The 16,736-nt window shown below is 33.9% G+C and carries 15 protein-coding genes; 10 read left to right on the top strand and 5 right to left on the bottom strand.

What is annotated here, in order from left to right; translation table 11 throughout:
• The first annotated feature begins 86 nt into the window (after positions 1–86).
• From K8B81_RS10700 to K8B81_RS10685, 4 genes are all read left to right on the top strand, one after another.
• Positions 87–761 carry a response regulator transcription factor gene (locus K8B81_RS10700; protein ID WP_223681428.1) on the top strand — a complete coding sequence of 225 codons (675 nt, stop codon included), beginning with the start codon at positions 87–89 and terminating at the stop codon, positions 759–761.
• Entirely contained in the window at positions 762–2,165 is a 1,404-nt protein-coding gene (locus K8B81_RS10695) for a sensor histidine kinase (protein ID WP_025572011.1), read from the top strand.
• 77 nt (positions 2,166–2,242) lie between these two features.
• Positions 2,243–2,956 (top strand): hypothetical protein, encoded by a 714-nt coding sequence (locus K8B81_RS10690; RefSeq protein WP_223681427.1) that lies wholly within the window; start codon positions 2,243–2,245, stop codon positions 2,954–2,956.
• Between the two features lie 122 nt (positions 2,957–3,078).
• Positions 3,079–4,026: a bestrophin family protein gene (locus K8B81_RS10685; RefSeq protein WP_025572009.1), complete on the top strand. Its 948-nt coding sequence runs from the start codon at positions 3,079–3,081 to the stop codon at positions 4,024–4,026.
• Positions 4,027–4,101: 75 nt separating this feature from the next.
• Here K8B81_RS10685 and K8B81_RS10680 read toward each other — a convergent pair whose 3' ends face one another.
• Entirely contained in the window at positions 4,102–5,526 is a 1,425-nt protein-coding gene (locus K8B81_RS10680) for an aminotransferase-like domain-containing protein (protein ID WP_025572007.1), read from the bottom strand.
• 98 nt (positions 5,527–5,624) lie between these two features.
• On the opposite strand from K8B81_RS10680, the gene K8B81_RS10675 reads away from it, so the two are divergent.
• From K8B81_RS10675 to K8B81_RS10660, 4 genes are all read left to right on the top strand, one after another.
• A complete protein-coding gene (locus tag K8B81_RS10675; RefSeq protein WP_025572006.1) occupies positions 5,625–6,536 on the top strand; it encodes an EamA family transporter in 912 nt (303 codons plus the stop codon).
• 304 nt (positions 6,537–6,840) lie between these two features.
• A complete protein-coding gene (locus K8B81_RS10670; protein WP_025572645.1) occupies positions 6,841–7,695 on the top strand; it encodes a DMT family transporter in 855 nt (284 codons plus the stop codon).
• 468 nt (positions 7,696–8,163) lie between these two features.
• Positions 8,164–9,450, top strand: a complete 1,287-nt coding sequence (locus K8B81_RS10665; RefSeq protein ID WP_025572644.1) for a Glu/Leu/Phe/Val family dehydrogenase — start codon at positions 8,164–8,166, stop codon at positions 9,448–9,450.
• Positions 9,451–9,585: 135 nt separating this feature from the next.
• The gene (locus K8B81_RS10660; RefSeq protein WP_223681424.1) at positions 9,586–10,809 is read left to right on the top strand and encodes a sterol desaturase family protein; all 1,224 of its coding nucleotides are present in this window, start codon (positions 9,586–9,588) and stop codon (positions 10,807–10,809) included.
• Between the two features lie 219 nt (positions 10,810–11,028).
• Here K8B81_RS10660 and K8B81_RS10655 read toward each other — a convergent pair whose 3' ends face one another.
• The 3 genes from K8B81_RS10655 to K8B81_RS10645 form a co-directional block, all read right to left on the bottom strand.
• Entirely contained in the window at positions 11,029–11,463 is a 435-nt protein-coding gene (locus K8B81_RS10655; protein WP_223681422.1) for a DUF6526 family protein, read from the bottom strand.
• Positions 11,464–11,564: 101 nt separating this feature from the next.
• Positions 11,565–12,152 carry a DUF4142 domain-containing protein gene (locus K8B81_RS10650; protein WP_025572641.1) on the bottom strand — a complete coding sequence of 196 codons (588 nt, stop codon included), beginning with the start codon at positions 12,150–12,152 and terminating at the stop codon, positions 11,565–11,567.
• Positions 12,153–12,239: 87 nt separating this feature from the next.
• Positions 12,240–12,731, bottom strand: coding sequence for a DNA-deoxyinosine glycosylase (locus tag K8B81_RS10645; protein WP_223681421.1), 492 nt, complete (start codon positions 12,729–12,731; stop codon positions 12,240–12,242).
• 170 nt (positions 12,732–12,901) lie between these two features.
• Here K8B81_RS10645 and K8B81_RS10640 point away from each other — a divergent pair, with 170 nt between their 5' ends.
• Positions 12,902–13,927 (top strand): helix-turn-helix domain-containing protein, encoded by a 1,026-nt coding sequence (locus tag K8B81_RS10640; RefSeq protein ID WP_223681420.1) that lies wholly within the window; start codon positions 12,902–12,904, stop codon positions 13,925–13,927.
• Between the two features lie 536 nt (positions 13,928–14,463).
• Here the strand turns inward: K8B81_RS10640 and K8B81_RS10635 are convergent.
• The gene (locus K8B81_RS10635) at positions 14,464–14,916 is read right to left on the bottom strand and encodes a cytochrome c oxidase assembly factor Coa1 family protein (protein WP_223681419.1); all 453 of its coding nucleotides are present in this window, start codon (positions 14,914–14,916) and stop codon (positions 14,464–14,466) included.
• A 154-nt stretch (positions 14,917–15,070) separates the two neighbouring features.
• On the opposite strand from K8B81_RS10635, the gene K8B81_RS10630 reads away from it, so the two are divergent.
• On the top strand, positions 15,071–16,603 hold the full coding sequence (locus tag K8B81_RS10630; RefSeq protein ID WP_223681418.1) for an IS1182 family transposase: 1,533 nt from the start codon (positions 15,071–15,073) through the stop codon (positions 16,601–16,603).
• Positions 16,604–16,736: the final 133 nt, after the last annotated feature.

Raw genomic sequence — 16,736 nt, 5'->3', positions numbered from 1 at the left:
AGCAATGTTGTCAGGTTTTTTTATTTTAAGTTTAGTAACCTATTTTGCGATTCAATGCTTATTTTTGTTTCAATACACATATTCTGATGAAATTACTCATAGTTGAAGACGAGCCAAATCTGCTTTCTATTTTACGTAAAGGATTCGCTGAAAATAATAACGATGTCAGCGTGGCCCTTGACGGTACTACAGCATTAGAGATGATTCATAATTATACTTTTGATGTAGTAGTTTTGGATGTAATGTTGCCGGATATTAACGGAATTGAAATTTGCAGAAGATTGCGTGCCGCCAAAAATTTCGTTCCAATTTTGCTTTTAACAGCGCTTGGGACTTCAGAAAATATTGTAACCGGACTCAATGCGGGTGCGGATGATTATCTGGTGAAGCCATTTAAATTTGGAGAACTCGATGCAAGGGTCAATGCCTTAAACCGAAGAGCCAATCAGGATACGGAAAAAATGGATACGATAATAATTGGTGATCTCGAAATAAACGGCAAAGCCAAAACAGTAAAACGCGATGGCGAACCGATTGTTTTAACGGCCAAGGAATTTAAATTATTATATTATTTAGCAAAGAATACGGGCAGAATTGTATCCAGAGATCAGATTTTAGATAATGTCTGGGATATCAATTTTGATATGAATACCAATGTTGTGGATGTTTATATCACCTATTTAAGAAAAAAAATAGATAAACCTTACAAAACTAAACTTATTCATACCATGAAAGGTTTAGGTTACGTTATACAGCTATAAATGGATATCAGGAAAAGAATTACTTTTACTTACGTAGCACTTTCTACCTTTAGTACTTTACTATTGAGTGTCATAGTATTCGTTTTATTCAGGGAAAATAACCGCTACCATTTCTTAAAAAGGCTCGAAGACCGATCCAAAATTGTGGCTTCTATTCATTTTCAGCATGATCCTGAAAAAATAAAATATTACAGTAATTTAAAGAAAAACGGACTCGAAGAACTTATCGAAGAAGAAGAATATGTTCTTAAAATAAACAGTGCGAATAGTTTTGATTACAATACAAAACTGAATCTGCCGAATGAATTTTATTCCAATATTCTAAAAACCGGAAAAGATTATTTTGAAATTAACAGTAAATATTATCTGGGGCAGGTTTTTACAGAAAGAAATCAAAAATACATTGTAATTGTTGGTGCTCGTGACCGTAGAGGAAAAACCACAACCGTTTACATTGTAAAAATATTACTTTTCGGAGGTATCGGATTTATATTTCTGGCTTTCATATTAGGACGCTTCCTTGCAAAGCGTGTCATTAACCCGGTAGCCAGAATTACTAAAGAAGTAAACAGAATCAGCGCATCAAATCTTCATAACAGATTACCAGAAGTTAAAAACGAAGATGAAATTTCAGACCTAACACATACTTTTAACGATATGTTAGACCGGCTGGAAACCTCTTTTGAAATCCAGGCAAATTTTATCAATAATGCATCCCATGAATTAAAAACGCCTATTACAACTATAATTGCCGAAGCTGAAATTATGCTTTTAAAAGAGCGTGAAAAAGAAGAATATGTTCAGTCTTTAGAAAATATTTATAGTCAGGCATCTAAATTAGGCAACCTTACAGAAAGTCTACTTAAACTCACTCAGACAGGTTACGATGGCAATAAACAGGTTTTGGATATTGCCCGAATCGATGAATTGTTGTTGGAGGTAAAATCAGATTTGGACAAGATTTTTCCGGACAACCGGGTTAGTATTAAACTTAATTTTGCCCCAACAGACTCTAATTTGCTGTTAATTGCGTGTAACAAGCCACTTTTAGAGCTGGCAATCAATAATATTATTACCAATGGTGTAAAATATTCTGATAATAATGAGGTTTTTGTAACGCTTTCCGCAAATAATGATGCGATTAAAATTTCGATAAATGATATTGGCATCGGCATTCCGCCAGAAGATATTCCGCACTTATACGAACCTTTCTTCCGTGGTAAAATTGCAGCAAAATATATCGGTTATGGCTTGGGGCTTCCTTTGGCTTCCAAAATCATCCGCATGCATGATGGAGAAATACAAGTACAATCGGAACAGAATAAAGGCACGATTGTAACGATTATTTTTAAAAAATCAAAAGACAAAAAGAAGAACATTAAAAATTCTAATGTTGAATCTTAGAAAATTCTAATTTTAAATTAAGACCTCTCTAATTATCAGGTTGTTATTTTGTCTGTATAAACTAAAAGATTATACATATGAAAAATTTCCTGATACCTACGACTTTAAAAGACGATACAATTTCTGCTGTAAAATCGGCAATCAGCCAGTCAAAAAAATCGGAGTGTGAAATTATTTTGATGATGGTTGCCGAAACGCCGGATTCATTTTCATCCTCTCATTTTTTGCGTGTAATGCGAACCGGACTTACTAAAAGTCAGGAAGAAGTTTTAGCAACATGCAGATATTTGATTGATCATACTAAAAACTGCAAACTTAAAATCCATAATCAATACGGACTTTCATTACCTATTTTTAGAAGGGTGATTGAAAATTTCTCTATAAAATTAGTTATTCTGCCACATTCTTATAAACAGGAAACCAAACGTATCCACCAATATCTGGTACAATTAGCAGGAAATCAAAAATGCCCTATTCTGCATTTGGGTAACGAACAATTCAAAGATTTCAGTAAAGCACTTTATATAGAAACCAGCAGCGCTAATGTGCATGTAAAAGATGTTCAGCAGTTTCTTAATGAAAATTTTTCTTATGAAATTGTAAGTCAGGCTTCAAAAACTGAAGATTACGAAAATATAGCTCCTTTATCTGAAGCAATTTCAAAATACGAGATTGATTTATTAGTTGAAACCCGCAAAGGAGAAAAAATCAAATTCAAAAAAGTAAAAAAACAGCATATTAATGAGAAACTGGGACTTCCGGTACTTTCATTATACGAAGAGCTGGTTTAATTGTTTTAGTGAAGAGTAATTAGTAAAAAGTGATTAGTGTTTCGGGGCAATATGAAATAACTACAAAGCTAATTACTAAGGACTAATCACTAAGGACTCAATATTAATTTAAAACCGAAAATATGTTATTAAAGAAAAGAATACCAATGAAGTACGTTCTCGGGAAAATTAAAGTAGAACTTGGACTTGTAGCAGCCTACACTATAGTATTTGAGGTTTTTCACCACTATTTTGTTACGCTTCCCGTAGATATTCCAATAGCTATTCCAACCATGATTGGAACTATTATATCGTTGTTATTAGCTTTTAAATCAAACCAGGCTTATGACAGATGGTGGGAAGCCAGAATTGTGTGGGGAGCTGTTGTAAATGATTCAAGAACGTTAATTCGTCAGGTACTGACATTTTATAAAGACCCTGATTTTTCTGTTGAGGCCAGTGAATTTAAGGAGAATTTTGCCAAAAGACAGATAGCATGGTGTTATAGTTTAGGTCAGTCACTTCGAAACAGGGATGCGATAAAACCGCTTAAAGGCCTTTTGAGTGAAGAAGAAATAAAGTATATAAAAAATCACCAAAACGTACCAAATGCTATTTTGATGCTGCATGCAAGAGATCTTCGAAATGCAAAAAACGATAAGCGTATTAATATGTATCAACAAGTAGAAATTGACAATACACTTTCGAGATTATGTGATGAAATGGGTAAATGTGAACGAATTAAGAATACTATTTTCCCAACAACCTATAGTATGTATATTCGATTAACACTGTGCTTATTTATTTTATTACTGCCTTTTGGCTTAACAAGTGTATTGAGCTGGTTTGCAATTCCATTAATTACGGCAATTGCCGGAGCTTTCTTTTTAATCGAAAAAATGGCGATTCATTTGCAGGATCCTTTCGAAAACAGACCAACAGATACGCCTGTTACGACTATTGCAAATACAATCGAAAAAAATATTAAACAAATGCTGAATGAATATCAAAGTGAATTCGATATCATTAAAGAATTTGATTTAAAAGAAGAATCAAAAAAAGCGGACAGTAACGCTTATTACGTGTTGTAAATTAATTCTTGGTTTTAATTGTTGACCGGACAGTAAGTAGTTGTACTGTCCGGTTTTATTTTTTATGCAAAGTACTTATAAAGTTTGCTGAGCCAGTTTGCCTAATGTTTGGATGGAATGTCTTAATTCATTTGTCCATGGCAAGCCAAAACTCAGTCGCATGCAATTTGAAAATTGATCCTGAAAAGAGAAAATTCGTCCGGGTGCAATGCTGATATTGTGCTTCATGGCCAAATGATAAAATTCGGCAGTATCTATTTTTTTATCAAGTTCTGTCCAAAGGAAAAAACCGCCCTGAGGCTGGCTAACTTTTGTACCTTTTGGGAAAGATTCTAAAATCGTGTTGATATAATTATTGCAGTTATGATTCAGAATCTGGCGAATTTTACGAAGATGATTTTCATATCGCCCATTTTTTAGAAAATCACCCACAACTTCATGCGTAATGGTAGGAGAGGAGATGGTGTGGTATAATTTTGTACGTAAAATTTCTTTTTTAAATTTCCCCGGAATAACCCATCCCACGCGATATCCGGGTGCTAAAGTTTTAGAAACCGAACTGCAGCACATTACAATTCCGCTTTTATCATACGTTTTGCAGTTTGTTGGTCTGGCTGAGCCAAAATACAAATCACCATGAATATCATCTTCAATCAGCGGAATATTGTGTAATTCCATCAAACGAACGGCTTCTTCCTTATGTTCGTTTGGCATCATACTTCCTGACGGATTACTGAAGTTACTGATTAATACACAGGCTTTTATTTTTTTTGAAGAAATAGCCTTTTTTAAAGCTTCCAGTTCAATTCCGGTAGTTATGCTGGTTGGTAATTCCATCACATGCAAACCTAATGATTTGGCCAGCTGCAGTACGCCAAAATAAACCGGACTTTCTGTAATAATTGTATCGCCCGGTTTTGTTATGGCCATCAAGCAATGCGAAATAGCACTCACACAACCCGGAGTGGTAATAATATCCTCTTCGGTTAAAGTACCGCCCCAGTTAAATGACCAGCGGGCAATTTCTTTTCTAAGATTAACATTGCCTAGCATTTCTTCATAACTGGTTCCGCTGTTGGGTAACTGTCGCATTGCCTGAATCATGCCTTTATTTAGTTTCGCTATAGGGAAAAGTTCATTGGATGGAAATCCCAGCGAAAGCATGGTAACTTTCGTATTGGTCATATTTCCGTAAACCAGATCGATTAAATCTTCACGGTCAATATTTTGAGTGGTCAGAATAGGTGAGCTGGGAGTTGGCTCAGGAACGCTTCTTGCCGAAATATTACTTACATAATAACCTGATTGCGGTCTTGATTCGATTAACGAACGGCTTTCAATTTCGTAATACGCTTTGCTCACGGTACTCATGCTGTAGCCTGTTTCGGCGCAGGCTTCCCTGATTGAGGGAAGTTTGTCCCCAACGCTTAAAAGACCCGACTTTATTTGTTTTTCGATAACATCCGCAAACTGTAAATAGAGATAATTTGAATTTTTCATAAAAAAAACTGTTCTGCTGCAATTTACAAAAACTGTATCTGTGTTGCTGTTTTATTTTTATGAAATTTGCTGTATCAAAATATCAAACAAAAAATCCCATGAAAACAACAAAATATTATTTAGCTGCGATTACAGCTTACACGACCTGGGGTTTTTTCAGCCTTGTGCTAAAACCAATACATGAATATGCTTCGCTGGATATTTTATTCTATCGTGTTTTTAGCTGCAGTATTTTAATGCTGTTGATTTCATTTGCTTTTAGAAGAAAAAAAGTACAGGAAACGATTGAGATTTTCAGTACTTTATCCCCTTCAGGAAAAAGGAAAACCATTTTATTAAACATTGGAGGAAGCTTTTTTCTGATGGCAAACTGGTTTACTTTTATTTATGTCATGAATCATGTTAGTGTAAAAGCGACTTCGCTGGCTTATTTGGTTTGTCCCATTTTAACAACTTTGCTGGCCTATTTTATTTTACATGAAAAACTGAAAAAAACACAATGGCTCGCAGTTGGATTAAGTATTTCAGGCTGTTTGTTGTTATCCTATACTGATATTATGGATATGTTTTTTAGCATCATTATCGGATTTACATATGCTTGTTACTTAGTAAGTCAGCGTGTGAATAAAGGTTTTGATACGTTTATTGTACTGACATTTCATATTACATTGGCGGCTTTATTTTTATTGCCGTTTTATCCGGTGTATAGTGGTCCTGTACCTACAGAGTTCACTTTTTATTTTTGTATTGAAACGATAGCCATATTTTTTACAATTATACCATTGTTCCTGAATTTATATGCACTATCGGGAATCAATTCTTCAACAGTCGGAATGTTGCTGAATATCAATCCAATGATTGCTTTTGGGCTGGCTTGTTTCGTTTATAAAGAGAAAATTACGCCATTGCATATCCTGGCATACAGTATTATTTTTATGGCTGTACTTGTTTTCAATTCACACCATATTTTTTCCAGGAAGCAAAAAAGTATAGTAGGAGCTAAAAATTAAAATATAGAAACCGGTTGGGTGAAATTTATTTTTTTTCAATTCTGTCGCATCAACTTAGATATAAATCTGTCTAAATCTGCTTTAATCTGTGTAAATCTGCGTGAAAAATTAATACGCAAAAGTATTTCACGCAGATTTTAAAGGATTTTCGCAGATCAAATTAGATTTAATCCTTAAATGAAGCTATTTTATCTATTTCAACCAACGGGTATATAGAAATTAAATATTTGTCCGGAGGATTTATCATCTGTGCGGACTTTTTTTTGAATGATTTTAAAATATTATTTTTGCAGAAAAAAGGAGTATGTTGTTTCTGATTTTAAGTATTATTTGCAGTGTGACAGTTGGGATAATTTTTAAATTAACCCGTCATTACAATTGTAATCCGGTGCAGATTATTTCTTTTAATTATGTATTTGCTCTCTTATTTTGCTACTTGACTTATTGTCCAAACCTGGATGAGGTTTCCAAAAACGATCCATGGAATATTTATGCTGCGGTAGGGATTTTGCTGCCGGTTATTTTTCTTTTTTTAGCAGCTTCTATCAAACATATGGGGATAGTAAAGACAGATGCGGCCCAGCGTTTATCTCTTTTCATTCCGATCCTGGCAGCCTGGTTTATTTTTAAGGAAGAATTTAATTCTTATAAAATAATTGGACTTTCGGTTGGCTTTTTAGCTCTTTTATGTATTTTAAGAAAACCTTCCGAAAACCAACAGAATAAGTGGATTTATCCTGCGATTGTTTTATTAGGTTTTGGAGTAATCGATATTCTTTTTAAACAAATTGCACTTTACAGCACTCTGCCTTATACAACTTCTTTATTTATTATTTTTTGTATCGCTTTACTGATCTCTTTGGGAATTGTCATTTATAATGCTGTAGTGAAAAGAGTAAAGTTAGAAACTAAAAATATCCTTTTTGGAGGATTGGTTGGACTCTTTAATTTTGGAAACATATTGTTTTACCTTAAAGCGCACAAAGCATTTTCTGAAAATCCTTCTACTGTTTTTGCCGGAATGAATATGGGTGTCATTGTTTTGGGAAGTCTTGTGGGAGTACTTTTTTTTAAAGAGAAATTATCCAAAATGAACTTTTTAGGAATCAGTTTAGCTTTAATTGCAATTATTTTTATTGTTTTTTCTCAAATTAAGTAAATTTTGTTAATCTATAATACCTTAATTTACAACGTGTGTGTAAGTTTTTTAACTTTTTTTAAAAATAACTCTACCAATTCTATAGGATTTATAAAATATATTTATAAATTTGCCATAACAATGAAAAACTATAATCGAAATATGATGTCTTTCAGATGCAGCTTAGCGATGTGCTGCATGTTGAATCATGTCCTGAAATGGCGTTAATAGAGAAAGTACTTGTTAGTTATTTTTTTTTTTTAGCCTTTCATACCCATGAAAGGCTTTTTTTCGAATTTATTTAAAAACATAGATATGAGGTCAAATAAATATACTAATACGCACATGCGATGTATTCTTACGAAGATTCCATGTTGTATTTCTAGCAATTAAGTGTAGAAAATGCATCCATACTCTTTTGCCAATGAGCAGAAGAATTTAAAATATAAAGTTTCAAAATCAATTGAATCAAATCTTAAACCAAAAAATATGAGCCTAGAAATAATTAAACAGAATCCTTTTCAGTCAATGATTGACCGTTTTAATATCGCAGCCGATATCTTAAACCTTGATGAATCGATCAGACAGAAATTGCAGAAACCGGAAAAGCAAATTGTTGTAAATTTTTCGATCACACTTGATAACGGGACAACTAAAAATTTTGAGGGATACCGTGTTATTCATAACACAGCCTTAGGGCCATCAAAAGGTGGCATTCGTTATGATACCGCTGTAAACCTTGATGAGGTAAAAGCACTGGCAGCCTGGATGACCTGGAAATCTGCCGTAACAGGAATTCCGTTTGGAGGTGCTAAGGGCGGAATCATTTGCGATCCGAGAGAGCATTCAAAAACAGAATTAGAGAAAATTACCAGAGCCTACACAAAAGCATTAGCAGATATTTTTGGTCCTGAAAAAGATGTTCCTGCACCGGACATGGGGACAGGTCCTGACGAAATGGGCTGGCTAATGGATGAATTTTCTTTGGTTCACGGCAAAACGATTCATGCTGTGGTGACAGGGAAACATTTACATTCCGGAGGTTCTTTGGGACGAGTAGAAGCTACTGGAAAGGGAGTAAGCATTATTACGCTTCTGGCGCTTCAAAAATTAAAACTTAGACCAGCAAGATCGACAGTTGCCATTCAGGGATTTGGAAATGTGGGCTTGCATTCGGCTTTGTTTTTATATGAAAAAGGATTAAAAGTAGTGGCTGTCAGCGATGTTTCAGAAGCTTTCTACAATCCCGATGGACTTAACATTCCGGAATTGATTTTGTATTATAACCTGAATAATAAGAGTATTAAAGGATATCCAAATTCGGTAGCCATCAAACATGAAGAATTATTGCTTCTGGAAGTTGATGTACTAATTCCGGCAGCAAAAGAGGATGTTATAACACAGCAAAATGCAAATGATATTAAAGCCAAAATTATTGTAGAAGGTGCAAATGGCCCTGTTTCATCAGATGCAGATCAGATTTTGCATCAAAATAATGTTTTGGTTGTGCCGGATATTCTCGCAAATGCAGGAGGAGTAACGGTTTCTTATTTCGAATGGCTTCAGAATTCACTTTTAGAGTCCTGGAGAATTCATCAGATTAATAAACGTTTGGAAGATATACTCGAAAAAGGTTTTGAAACTGTTTTTAGAATTGCAGACAAACATAATGTTACCCCTAGAATTGCAGCCTACATTATTGCTTTGCAAAAAGTGGCAGAGACACAATCTGTAAAAGAAGTAGCTTTTAAATCACCAAAATTCAAACAGAATTAAGAATTGAAACCATTAAGTAAAAAGAACATTTTCATTAGTTGTCAGAAATAGTAATTAATGAAAATGTCTTTTGACTTAAATCTTGAATTGAATTATAAATAAGTTGTTTATCAGTCAAAAAGTAATTTTTAAAAAATGGAACATATTCATTTTCTGGCGTTTGCTATGCCTGCGTTTTTCATTTTTTTATTTTTAGAATATAAACTCGCAAAGCGCAGAAAGCAACCTGAGATTTTTAATTATGAAAGCTCGGTTTCAAACATTAGTATTGGTATTGCAGAAAGATTAATTAATCTTTTTGTAGCAGGGAGTTTTTATCAGCTGTATTATTTTATATATCATAACTACCGGCTTTTTGATATTCCGGGCAATGTTTTTGTATGGTTTGCCTTGATTTTAGCGACTGATTTTGTTTGGTATTGGTATCACAGGCTTGGACATGAAGTTAATTTTTTCTGGGCAGCACATATCGTGCATCACCATAGTGAAGAATTTAATTTTACCGCAGCAGCCAGAATTACCACTTTACAGGCAATCGTAAGAACAGGGTTCTGGTGTATTCTTCCTTTCGTCGGGTTTCATCCTGCTATGGTAATCACGATGTTAATTGTGCATGGAGCCTATTCTTTTTTTACGCATACACAGCTTATCGGAAAAATAAGGTGGCTTGAATATGTTTTTGTAACGCCATCAATCCATGGTGTCCATCATGCATCTGATGAAAAATACCTGGATAAAAATTACGGTGACATGTTTACTTTTTGGGACCGTATTTTTGGGACTTTTCAGGAGGAGGAAGAGAAACCAAAATACGGTTTAACCCATCCGTTAAAAAGTTATAGCTTTTTGTGGCAGCATTCGCATTATTACTTCGAGATTTATGAATTATGGAAACGATCCAAAGGCTTTAAAGCCAGATGGAAAGCTGTTTTTGGAAGTCCGGCCCATATGGATCAGGATATTCGGCCTATGTTAGAAAAGCGTTTTTTGCAGGATAAAAGCAATCCGCATCAAAGGCTGAGATTTCGTAATTATCTTTATATTCAATTAGGAATCTGTACTTTATTCTTAACTGTTTTTACTTATTATTTTGAGCTTTTAAATCTTTTGGACAAAGTTTTTGTTTTGTCTTTTATTCTAATTACACTGATAAATTGCGGTGCTTTATTGGAACAGCGAAAGTGGATGTATTATCTGGAATATGGCCGGATATTTATTGTAACCACTTATTTTTTATACGAAGAAAATTTACTGACATTTTTATTTGTTCCGATTGCCATTATGATTTTTGCAGAACAATTGTTTTCGTTGAGTAAACATTATCAGAAAGTGGTGCTGCAGCTGGAAAGTTCAGAATAAGGAAATGTAAGTTTTGGTAAACAGATTAGCATTATAAAGGTTTATTCCTATATTTTTTTTAAGTTTCAGGGTTTGTTTAATGTTCTGTATCGTGTGAGGGACAGAAGCAAATTACCGAAGTAATGCGGATAGCGCGACAGCATCGCGATAAGAGGGCGAATAATAGCAATGTATGTTGCCCTCTTATCGGGATGGTGGCACACCCTGAATGTAATTTAATCATACCCGGTTATAATCGCCTTTCCAGTGTTTTATTGCCTTTTTTATATCGTCTCCAGAAAGGTTTTCTGTAAGCGCGCGTTCGATTAGCGGTAAAAATTCAGCATCAGGCGCAAAGCGGAATGCAAATATCTGATCGTCTGTAAACTTGTGTTCAATGGTTTCAAAACGGGTTCCGGTAAGTTCAAAATAACGGTATCGAAGTTCCAGTTTAACAATTCTGTTTTGTAAGATCAAGGCATAATGCTGGCGCAGCATAAACGCGAGACAAAACAGGAATATAAAAACTACAGCAATGAAACCCCAGATGAAGTGTTGGGGAGTGGTAAATGCAAAATAAATGCTAAAAGCCAGAAAAACAATCAGAACAGGGTAATAGATGAAATGATGTGGTGTATAAAATCGAATATGATTTTGATAAGATTGCACTTTCATGATAGGTTTTGTTTTTGGTGAAACGTAAAAAAGCTATTTAAAAAAATAGCTTTTTTCCAAAGAAATGAACAACCAATACGGTAAAGTACTGTTTTTCGGTATTATTTTTTATCTAAAGCCTCTTTAAGCTGTTTAGCATGCTGTAGATGTGCAGTTAATGCAACCACGTTTTTTGAAGCCCATGCTTTAATTTCCGCATCGTTAGCAGTTTCAGATGCTTTAGTAAATTTATCAATTGCTTTTTCATGCCCGTCAACCATCATATCGGCAAACTTCTTGTCAAAATCAACTCCTGTTTTTTCGTTAAGTTTATCGTATTCGTCTTTACCTTCTTCAGTGATAGAAGTTGGCAATGAAAAATTACGATTATCTGCGATGGCTTTAACTTCTGCAGTTGATTTAGTATGCTCATCAACCAGCATTTTACCAAATTTTTTAACTTCAGGATTGGTACTTTTTGTTTGGGCAAGTTTTCCAATTTCGATTTCAGCCAGATTAATTTCAGCTGCATCCACTAAAAATTCAGAATCATCTTCTTTAGAATCTATGGAGTCAAATTTTGTTTCGTTTTGATCCTCTGCAACCTCTTTTGGGTCTTCTTGTTTTGCTTCATTTTTGCAAGAGTTTAAACTCAGTAAAACAATTCCTGCTCCTAAAACTACTTTGCTTGCTAAAAGTATCTTTTTCATGATTTTTTATGTTTAAAATTTATGATGGTAAAATTATTTAAACATGAATTAGATATTTTATACTTTGATTTGATAATGTTATATCATTCAAACTTTGAGGTAATGACTAATGATTTTCCATTCATTCAGTTTTGATTCAAAAGTCTTACTGACGTTAGCAGGACTTGTAGAAGGCAATGTGATGAACTCATACTTATTTTCTAATGTGACATATTTTTTAAAAAAGGCAGCTGCTTTCTGTCCGTTGAAGAAGATGGTTGTAATGTTTGGGTGCTGTTTTAGAAATAGCTCAAAATCATTTGTTACTTCATTTTTAATAGCACTGTCAAGGCTTCCTATCCTTTCACAAAATTGCAGAACGTCCCATAAGGCGATGTTGTTTTTGATTAAAAGATTTTTTCTTGTTTCATAATCTTTAGAAAAATCTTCATTTAAAATTTCAAATATAAAGCGCCAGAAATTGTTTTGTGGATGACCGTAATATTGTTGTATTTCCAATGACTTTGTACCTGGCATTGTTCCTAAAATTAAGATCGTGGCATCAGTGGGAGCGATAGGAGAAAAAGAAAAACTTTCCATATTTCATTATTTAAAAAGCAAATAGAAGTAATTATAAAACAAATCTGAAAAATTATATAACATTTTTGAAGGTGTTTTAAACGAATTTTGAAATTCAACATTAGAAGAAAAATATTGCAAATCAGTTCTTAAGGTATAAAAATAGTTTTAGAATTTTAAATCCGAGCAAAATGAAAATAGTAACTATACATAACGATAAAATTAAAAATATATTCGAAGAGCTAACCCAAAGTTTAGGAGGTAAGATAATTTTTGATTCAGATGAATATGGTTTAGAAGTCAGCAATAATTTTGCCAAAGGTACTATTGTAGGATCTTCTTTTGGTGATGCTGTTTCCTGTTTGCAATTTGATATGGTTTTTTCTGAAGATGTGAGAATCTGTATCGGAAATCCGGATATCTCTCCGGTATATTTCGCTTATTGTTCAAAGGGAAATTTAGCACATAGTTTTGGAATGTCCGGTGTTGAAAGAAGGCTGAAAAAGTTTCAGACAGCTATAGTTTCATCCAGACAAAATGAAGATAATATTTTGTTTTTTGAAAAGAATAACAACACGAAAGTGACTTTAATCGTGGTCGGGACTCAAAATGCTGATTCTGCTGAAAATAATTTTTTGAATCGTAAAGTAAAAGAAACTTTTTTCGAAAAGAACCCTTCAGGTAATTTTTTCTATGTAGGTTCTTATAATTTAAAAATAGCCGAAAAAATAGAGGAATTAAATGCCGTTACCGAAACCGGAATTGTTCGTAATCTATTAAAAGAAGGTATCCTGAAAATTATTCTTGCAATGGAAATCCAACAGCATTCTGATGATATGAATAACTGCTTAAAAGAATCTGGTTGTCTTACATTAAAAGAGATGGAAGAAATAAAAAAACTTTCAGATCTTATAAAAGAAAGTCCGGAAGAACCATTTACTATAAAATCGCTTAGTAAGCTTTCTGGTTTGTCACCTAATAAGTTACAGGAAGGTTTTAAAATGATTCATGACAGAACGGTAAATGATTTTATCACACATATGCGAATTTTAAAAGCCGAATTTTTAATTAAAAATTCCGATTTAAATATTTCTGAAATAGTGTATTGTATCGGATTTACCAGCAGAAGTTATTTCTCTAAAATCTTTAAGCAAAAATTTAATTGTAGTCCAAAGGAATATAAATTCAGTCAGAATCAGCTGGCTATTACAGCATAATATAAAAACGCTGAGAGGCTAAGGTTTATTATTTGATTATTTAGTACTTTTTTGATAACAGACTATTTTTGGTCTAAAAACCTTAGTTTCTCAGTTTTTTATTATTTTGAGTTGTTTGAATTTGAGAAAGTATAGGTTTCAAAAGCCACACGAAAGGATTCTTGCTGGAGCGGGGAAAACACGACAAAACCATCTTTAAAACCACTTCAAAAAAAAAAGAGGACACTAAATCCTCTTGAAATTCTCTATCAAAACTTTACGATAACCTCAATCTAGTGCTCGTTTGCAACGAGTACCTGTTTACTTCTGGAAACTAAATAAAGCGTTTGCAACGCGGATTTTAGATAGATTGCCTAAATAAGTAAAATTACTAAGAACTTTTTGTTTTAATAGCCGCGTTACAAACGCTACTATTTTCATCTAAATTTATGTAGGTACTCGTTGCAAACGAGCACCAGTTTGGAACCAGCTTTAAATTAAGCCCAAAACCCGCCATTTCTGCAAACTGCTGTTAGCAGATGGTTTTGTTTTTACGACTATTTTTGAACAATCGTATCTTTTAAAATTTGTATTTCTTCTTTCGGTTCTTTAATTCGTATGTTTATTTTTTTATACTCCCATTCTTTTCCATTTTTTTCAGCAGAAATATCCATTTTCCCTTTTCCTTTATTTCCTTTTACTCTTATTGACAATTCGACTGAATTATTATTGTTTGAGTAAACCGCATTTCCTTCCAAAATTGCTAATTTATCTATCGGTTCAATTTCTCCTATAAGTTCAATAACTCTTTCATTAGTTTTTGCTTTCTCAATCGCTTTTTCATAAAGTGAATTATCCGAATATGCCTGAGCAATATCTGTAACATTTCCTTCAATACTTGAACTTAAAATTACTCCAAATAAAAGTAAAAAAACTAGCAAGGAAGTTGGTAAAAACCATTTCCAATTTCTTTTCCACCAACTTTTCTCAACAATTAATTCATTATCCATTTTCTATATTTTAATTTATGTTTTTAATTATTTTTTCTGCGATATTTCTGTTCAAACTATCTGCTAACGTCAGTCTGTGAAAAAACCTCCGTTTGTATTACCTCAAATATAACAAAAAAGTTGTGCTAAAACAGGAAATTTCGTATTTTTAGATATGCAACATATCACAGGAATTTCCCGCCACCAGATGCGTATTTCAAGTTTAGAAGACGCTATCGCACTCGATAATCAAGTACGTTTTATAGATGCATTTGTGAGCTTTGTAGACCTTACCAAACTTGGTTTTGCCGTACAAACTATCAAGAGTGAAGGCCGTCCAAGCTACGACAGTAAAATGTTTTTAAAAATCTATTTATACGGCTATCTTAACGGAATAAGAAGCTTTCGAAAATTAGAAAAAGAATGTTTTAGAAATATAGAGATGCAGTGGCTATTGGAAGACATTCGTCCGAATTACCACACGATTTCAGATTTTAGAAAAGATAATCCTGTTGCATTGAAGAAACTATTCAAGCCATTTGTTTCGTTCTTGAAAGATGCCGAATTAATAGCAGGAGAAACTATTGCTATTGACGGCACCAAGAGCCGCGCTCACAACAGTAAAAAAGCTAATTTTAATCAAAAGAAAATTGACAAACACCTGGAATATATTGAAACTAAAACCCAGGAGTATCTTGATGCTTTGGAAGAAAATGATGCAAAGCAGAACCCTGAAAAAATCAAAAACATCAAGCAAAAAATTGAACGTTTAAAACAAAACAAAATCCGCTATGAATTACTGGAAGAAAAACTAAAAGTAAGCGGCGAACCTCAAATAAGCACTACCGACAGCGATGCCAGAGCCTTATTAGTGCAAGGGCAAGTGGTTGAAATTTCGTTTAATATGCAGGCTGCAGTCGATGCCAAGCACAATCTTGTGGTAGCCACCCATACCATCAACAAGAACGACCGCAGTGCTTTATCTGCCATTGCTATTGAAGTACAAGAGAATTTAGGCATAGAAACATATACTGCTTTGGTAGATAAAGGCTATCATAATGGCAAACAAATAGAAATCTGCAAAAAAGCGAACATCACTACAATTGTAGCACAGCCCGAACAGGGGAAAAATAAAGAAAAGATAGCTGAGGGTTATTTGATATCAAAGTTCAAATACGACCAAACCACCGACACCTACACTTGCCCACAGGGAGAAACCCTTAAAACCACAGGTCACTGGCACAAGAAAACCGATAGCGATAGTTATGAATTCAAGAGATACCGAACACCCAAGTGCAGGGAATGTCCCGTAAAGCAGTTATGTACCAGCAGGGCGGCTGGACGGGATATAGACCGCAGTCAATATGCCGATGCCGTAGAAGAAAATAATAAACGCTATCACGCAAATGCACAACTCTATCGCAAGCGACAGGAAATCAACGAGCATATCTTCGGGACTATCAAAAGACAATGGGGCTACAACCACACTAATTTAACGGGATTAGAAAAGGTAAACGGAGAACACAGCCTGATTATGCTGGTCTATAACATCAAACGCAGTATCAATATACTGGGCGTTCCCGAACTGATTGCAAAACTCCAAAAATGGAACTCACCTTATAAGGCAAAAGTCTTGTTTTTACTAGAAACGATCTATTTAAAGCTAAATAGAGCTAACAATTTTTGTCAAACCAAATTAGCAGCCTGAAAAAAGAGAGGCTGTCTCAAAAGGACAGCTTCTTTTCGTTTATAAAAAATTAAGATAGCTATAAAAAATTAATTCGGTTTTCGGAATTCGGCTTTAAAGATGATTTTCCTTTTTTTGACTGATTTTTAGGCAA

The organism is Flavobacterium hibisci, from assembly GCF_020026925.1.
Classification (GTDB): Bacteria; Bacteroidota; Bacteroidia; order Flavobacteriales; family Flavobacteriaceae; genus Flavobacterium; species Flavobacterium hibisci.
This window is presented reverse-complemented; position numbering and strand designations above follow the sequence as displayed.

Coding starts and splice junctions, on each gene's coding strand:
- K8B81_RS10690 (WP_223681427.1), top strand. CDS start 2,243: ATGAAAAATTTCCTGATACCTACGACTTTAAAAGACGATACAATTTCT.
- K8B81_RS10630 (WP_223681418.1), top strand. CDS start 15,071: ATGCAACATATCACAGGAATTTCCCGCCACCAGATGCGTATTTCAAGT.
- K8B81_RS10640 (WP_223681420.1), top strand. CDS start 12,902: ATGAAAATAGTAACTATACATAACGATAAAATTAAAAATATATTCGAA.
- K8B81_RS10665 (WP_025572644.1), top strand. CDS start 8,164: ATGAGCCTAGAAATAATTAAACAGAATCCTTTTCAGTCAATGATTGAC.
- K8B81_RS10655 (WP_223681422.1), bottom strand. CDS start 11,463: ATGAAAGTGCAATCTTATCAAAATCATATTCGATTTTATACACCACAT.
- K8B81_RS10660 (WP_223681424.1), top strand. CDS start 9,586: ATGGAACATATTCATTTTCTGGCGTTTGCTATGCCTGCGTTTTTCATT.
- K8B81_RS10670 (WP_025572645.1), top strand. CDS start 6,841: ATGTTGTTTCTGATTTTAAGTATTATTTGCAGTGTGACAGTTGGGATA.
- K8B81_RS10675 (WP_025572006.1), top strand. CDS start 5,625: ATGAAAACAACAAAATATTATTTAGCTGCGATTACAGCTTACACGACC.
- K8B81_RS10680 (WP_025572007.1), bottom strand. CDS start 5,526: ATGAAAAATTCAAATTATCTCTATTTACAGTTTGCGGATGTTATCGAA.
- K8B81_RS10650 (WP_025572641.1), bottom strand. CDS start 12,152: ATGAAAAAGATACTTTTAGCAAGCAAAGTAGTTTTAGGAGCAGGAATT.
- K8B81_RS10695 (WP_025572011.1), top strand. CDS start 762: ATGGATATCAGGAAAAGAATTACTTTTACTTACGTAGCACTTTCTACC.
- K8B81_RS10685 (WP_025572009.1), top strand. CDS start 3,079: ATGTTATTAAAGAAAAGAATACCAATGAAGTACGTTCTCGGGAAAATT.
- K8B81_RS10635 (WP_223681419.1), bottom strand. CDS start 14,916: ATGGATAATGAATTAATTGTTGAGAAAAGTTGGTGGAAAAGAAATTGG.
- K8B81_RS10700 (WP_223681428.1), top strand. CDS start 87: ATGAAATTACTCATAGTTGAAGACGAGCCAAATCTGCTTTCTATTTTA.
- K8B81_RS10645 (WP_223681421.1), bottom strand. CDS start 12,731: ATGGAAAGTTTTTCTTTTTCTCCTATCGCTCCCACTGATGCCACGATC.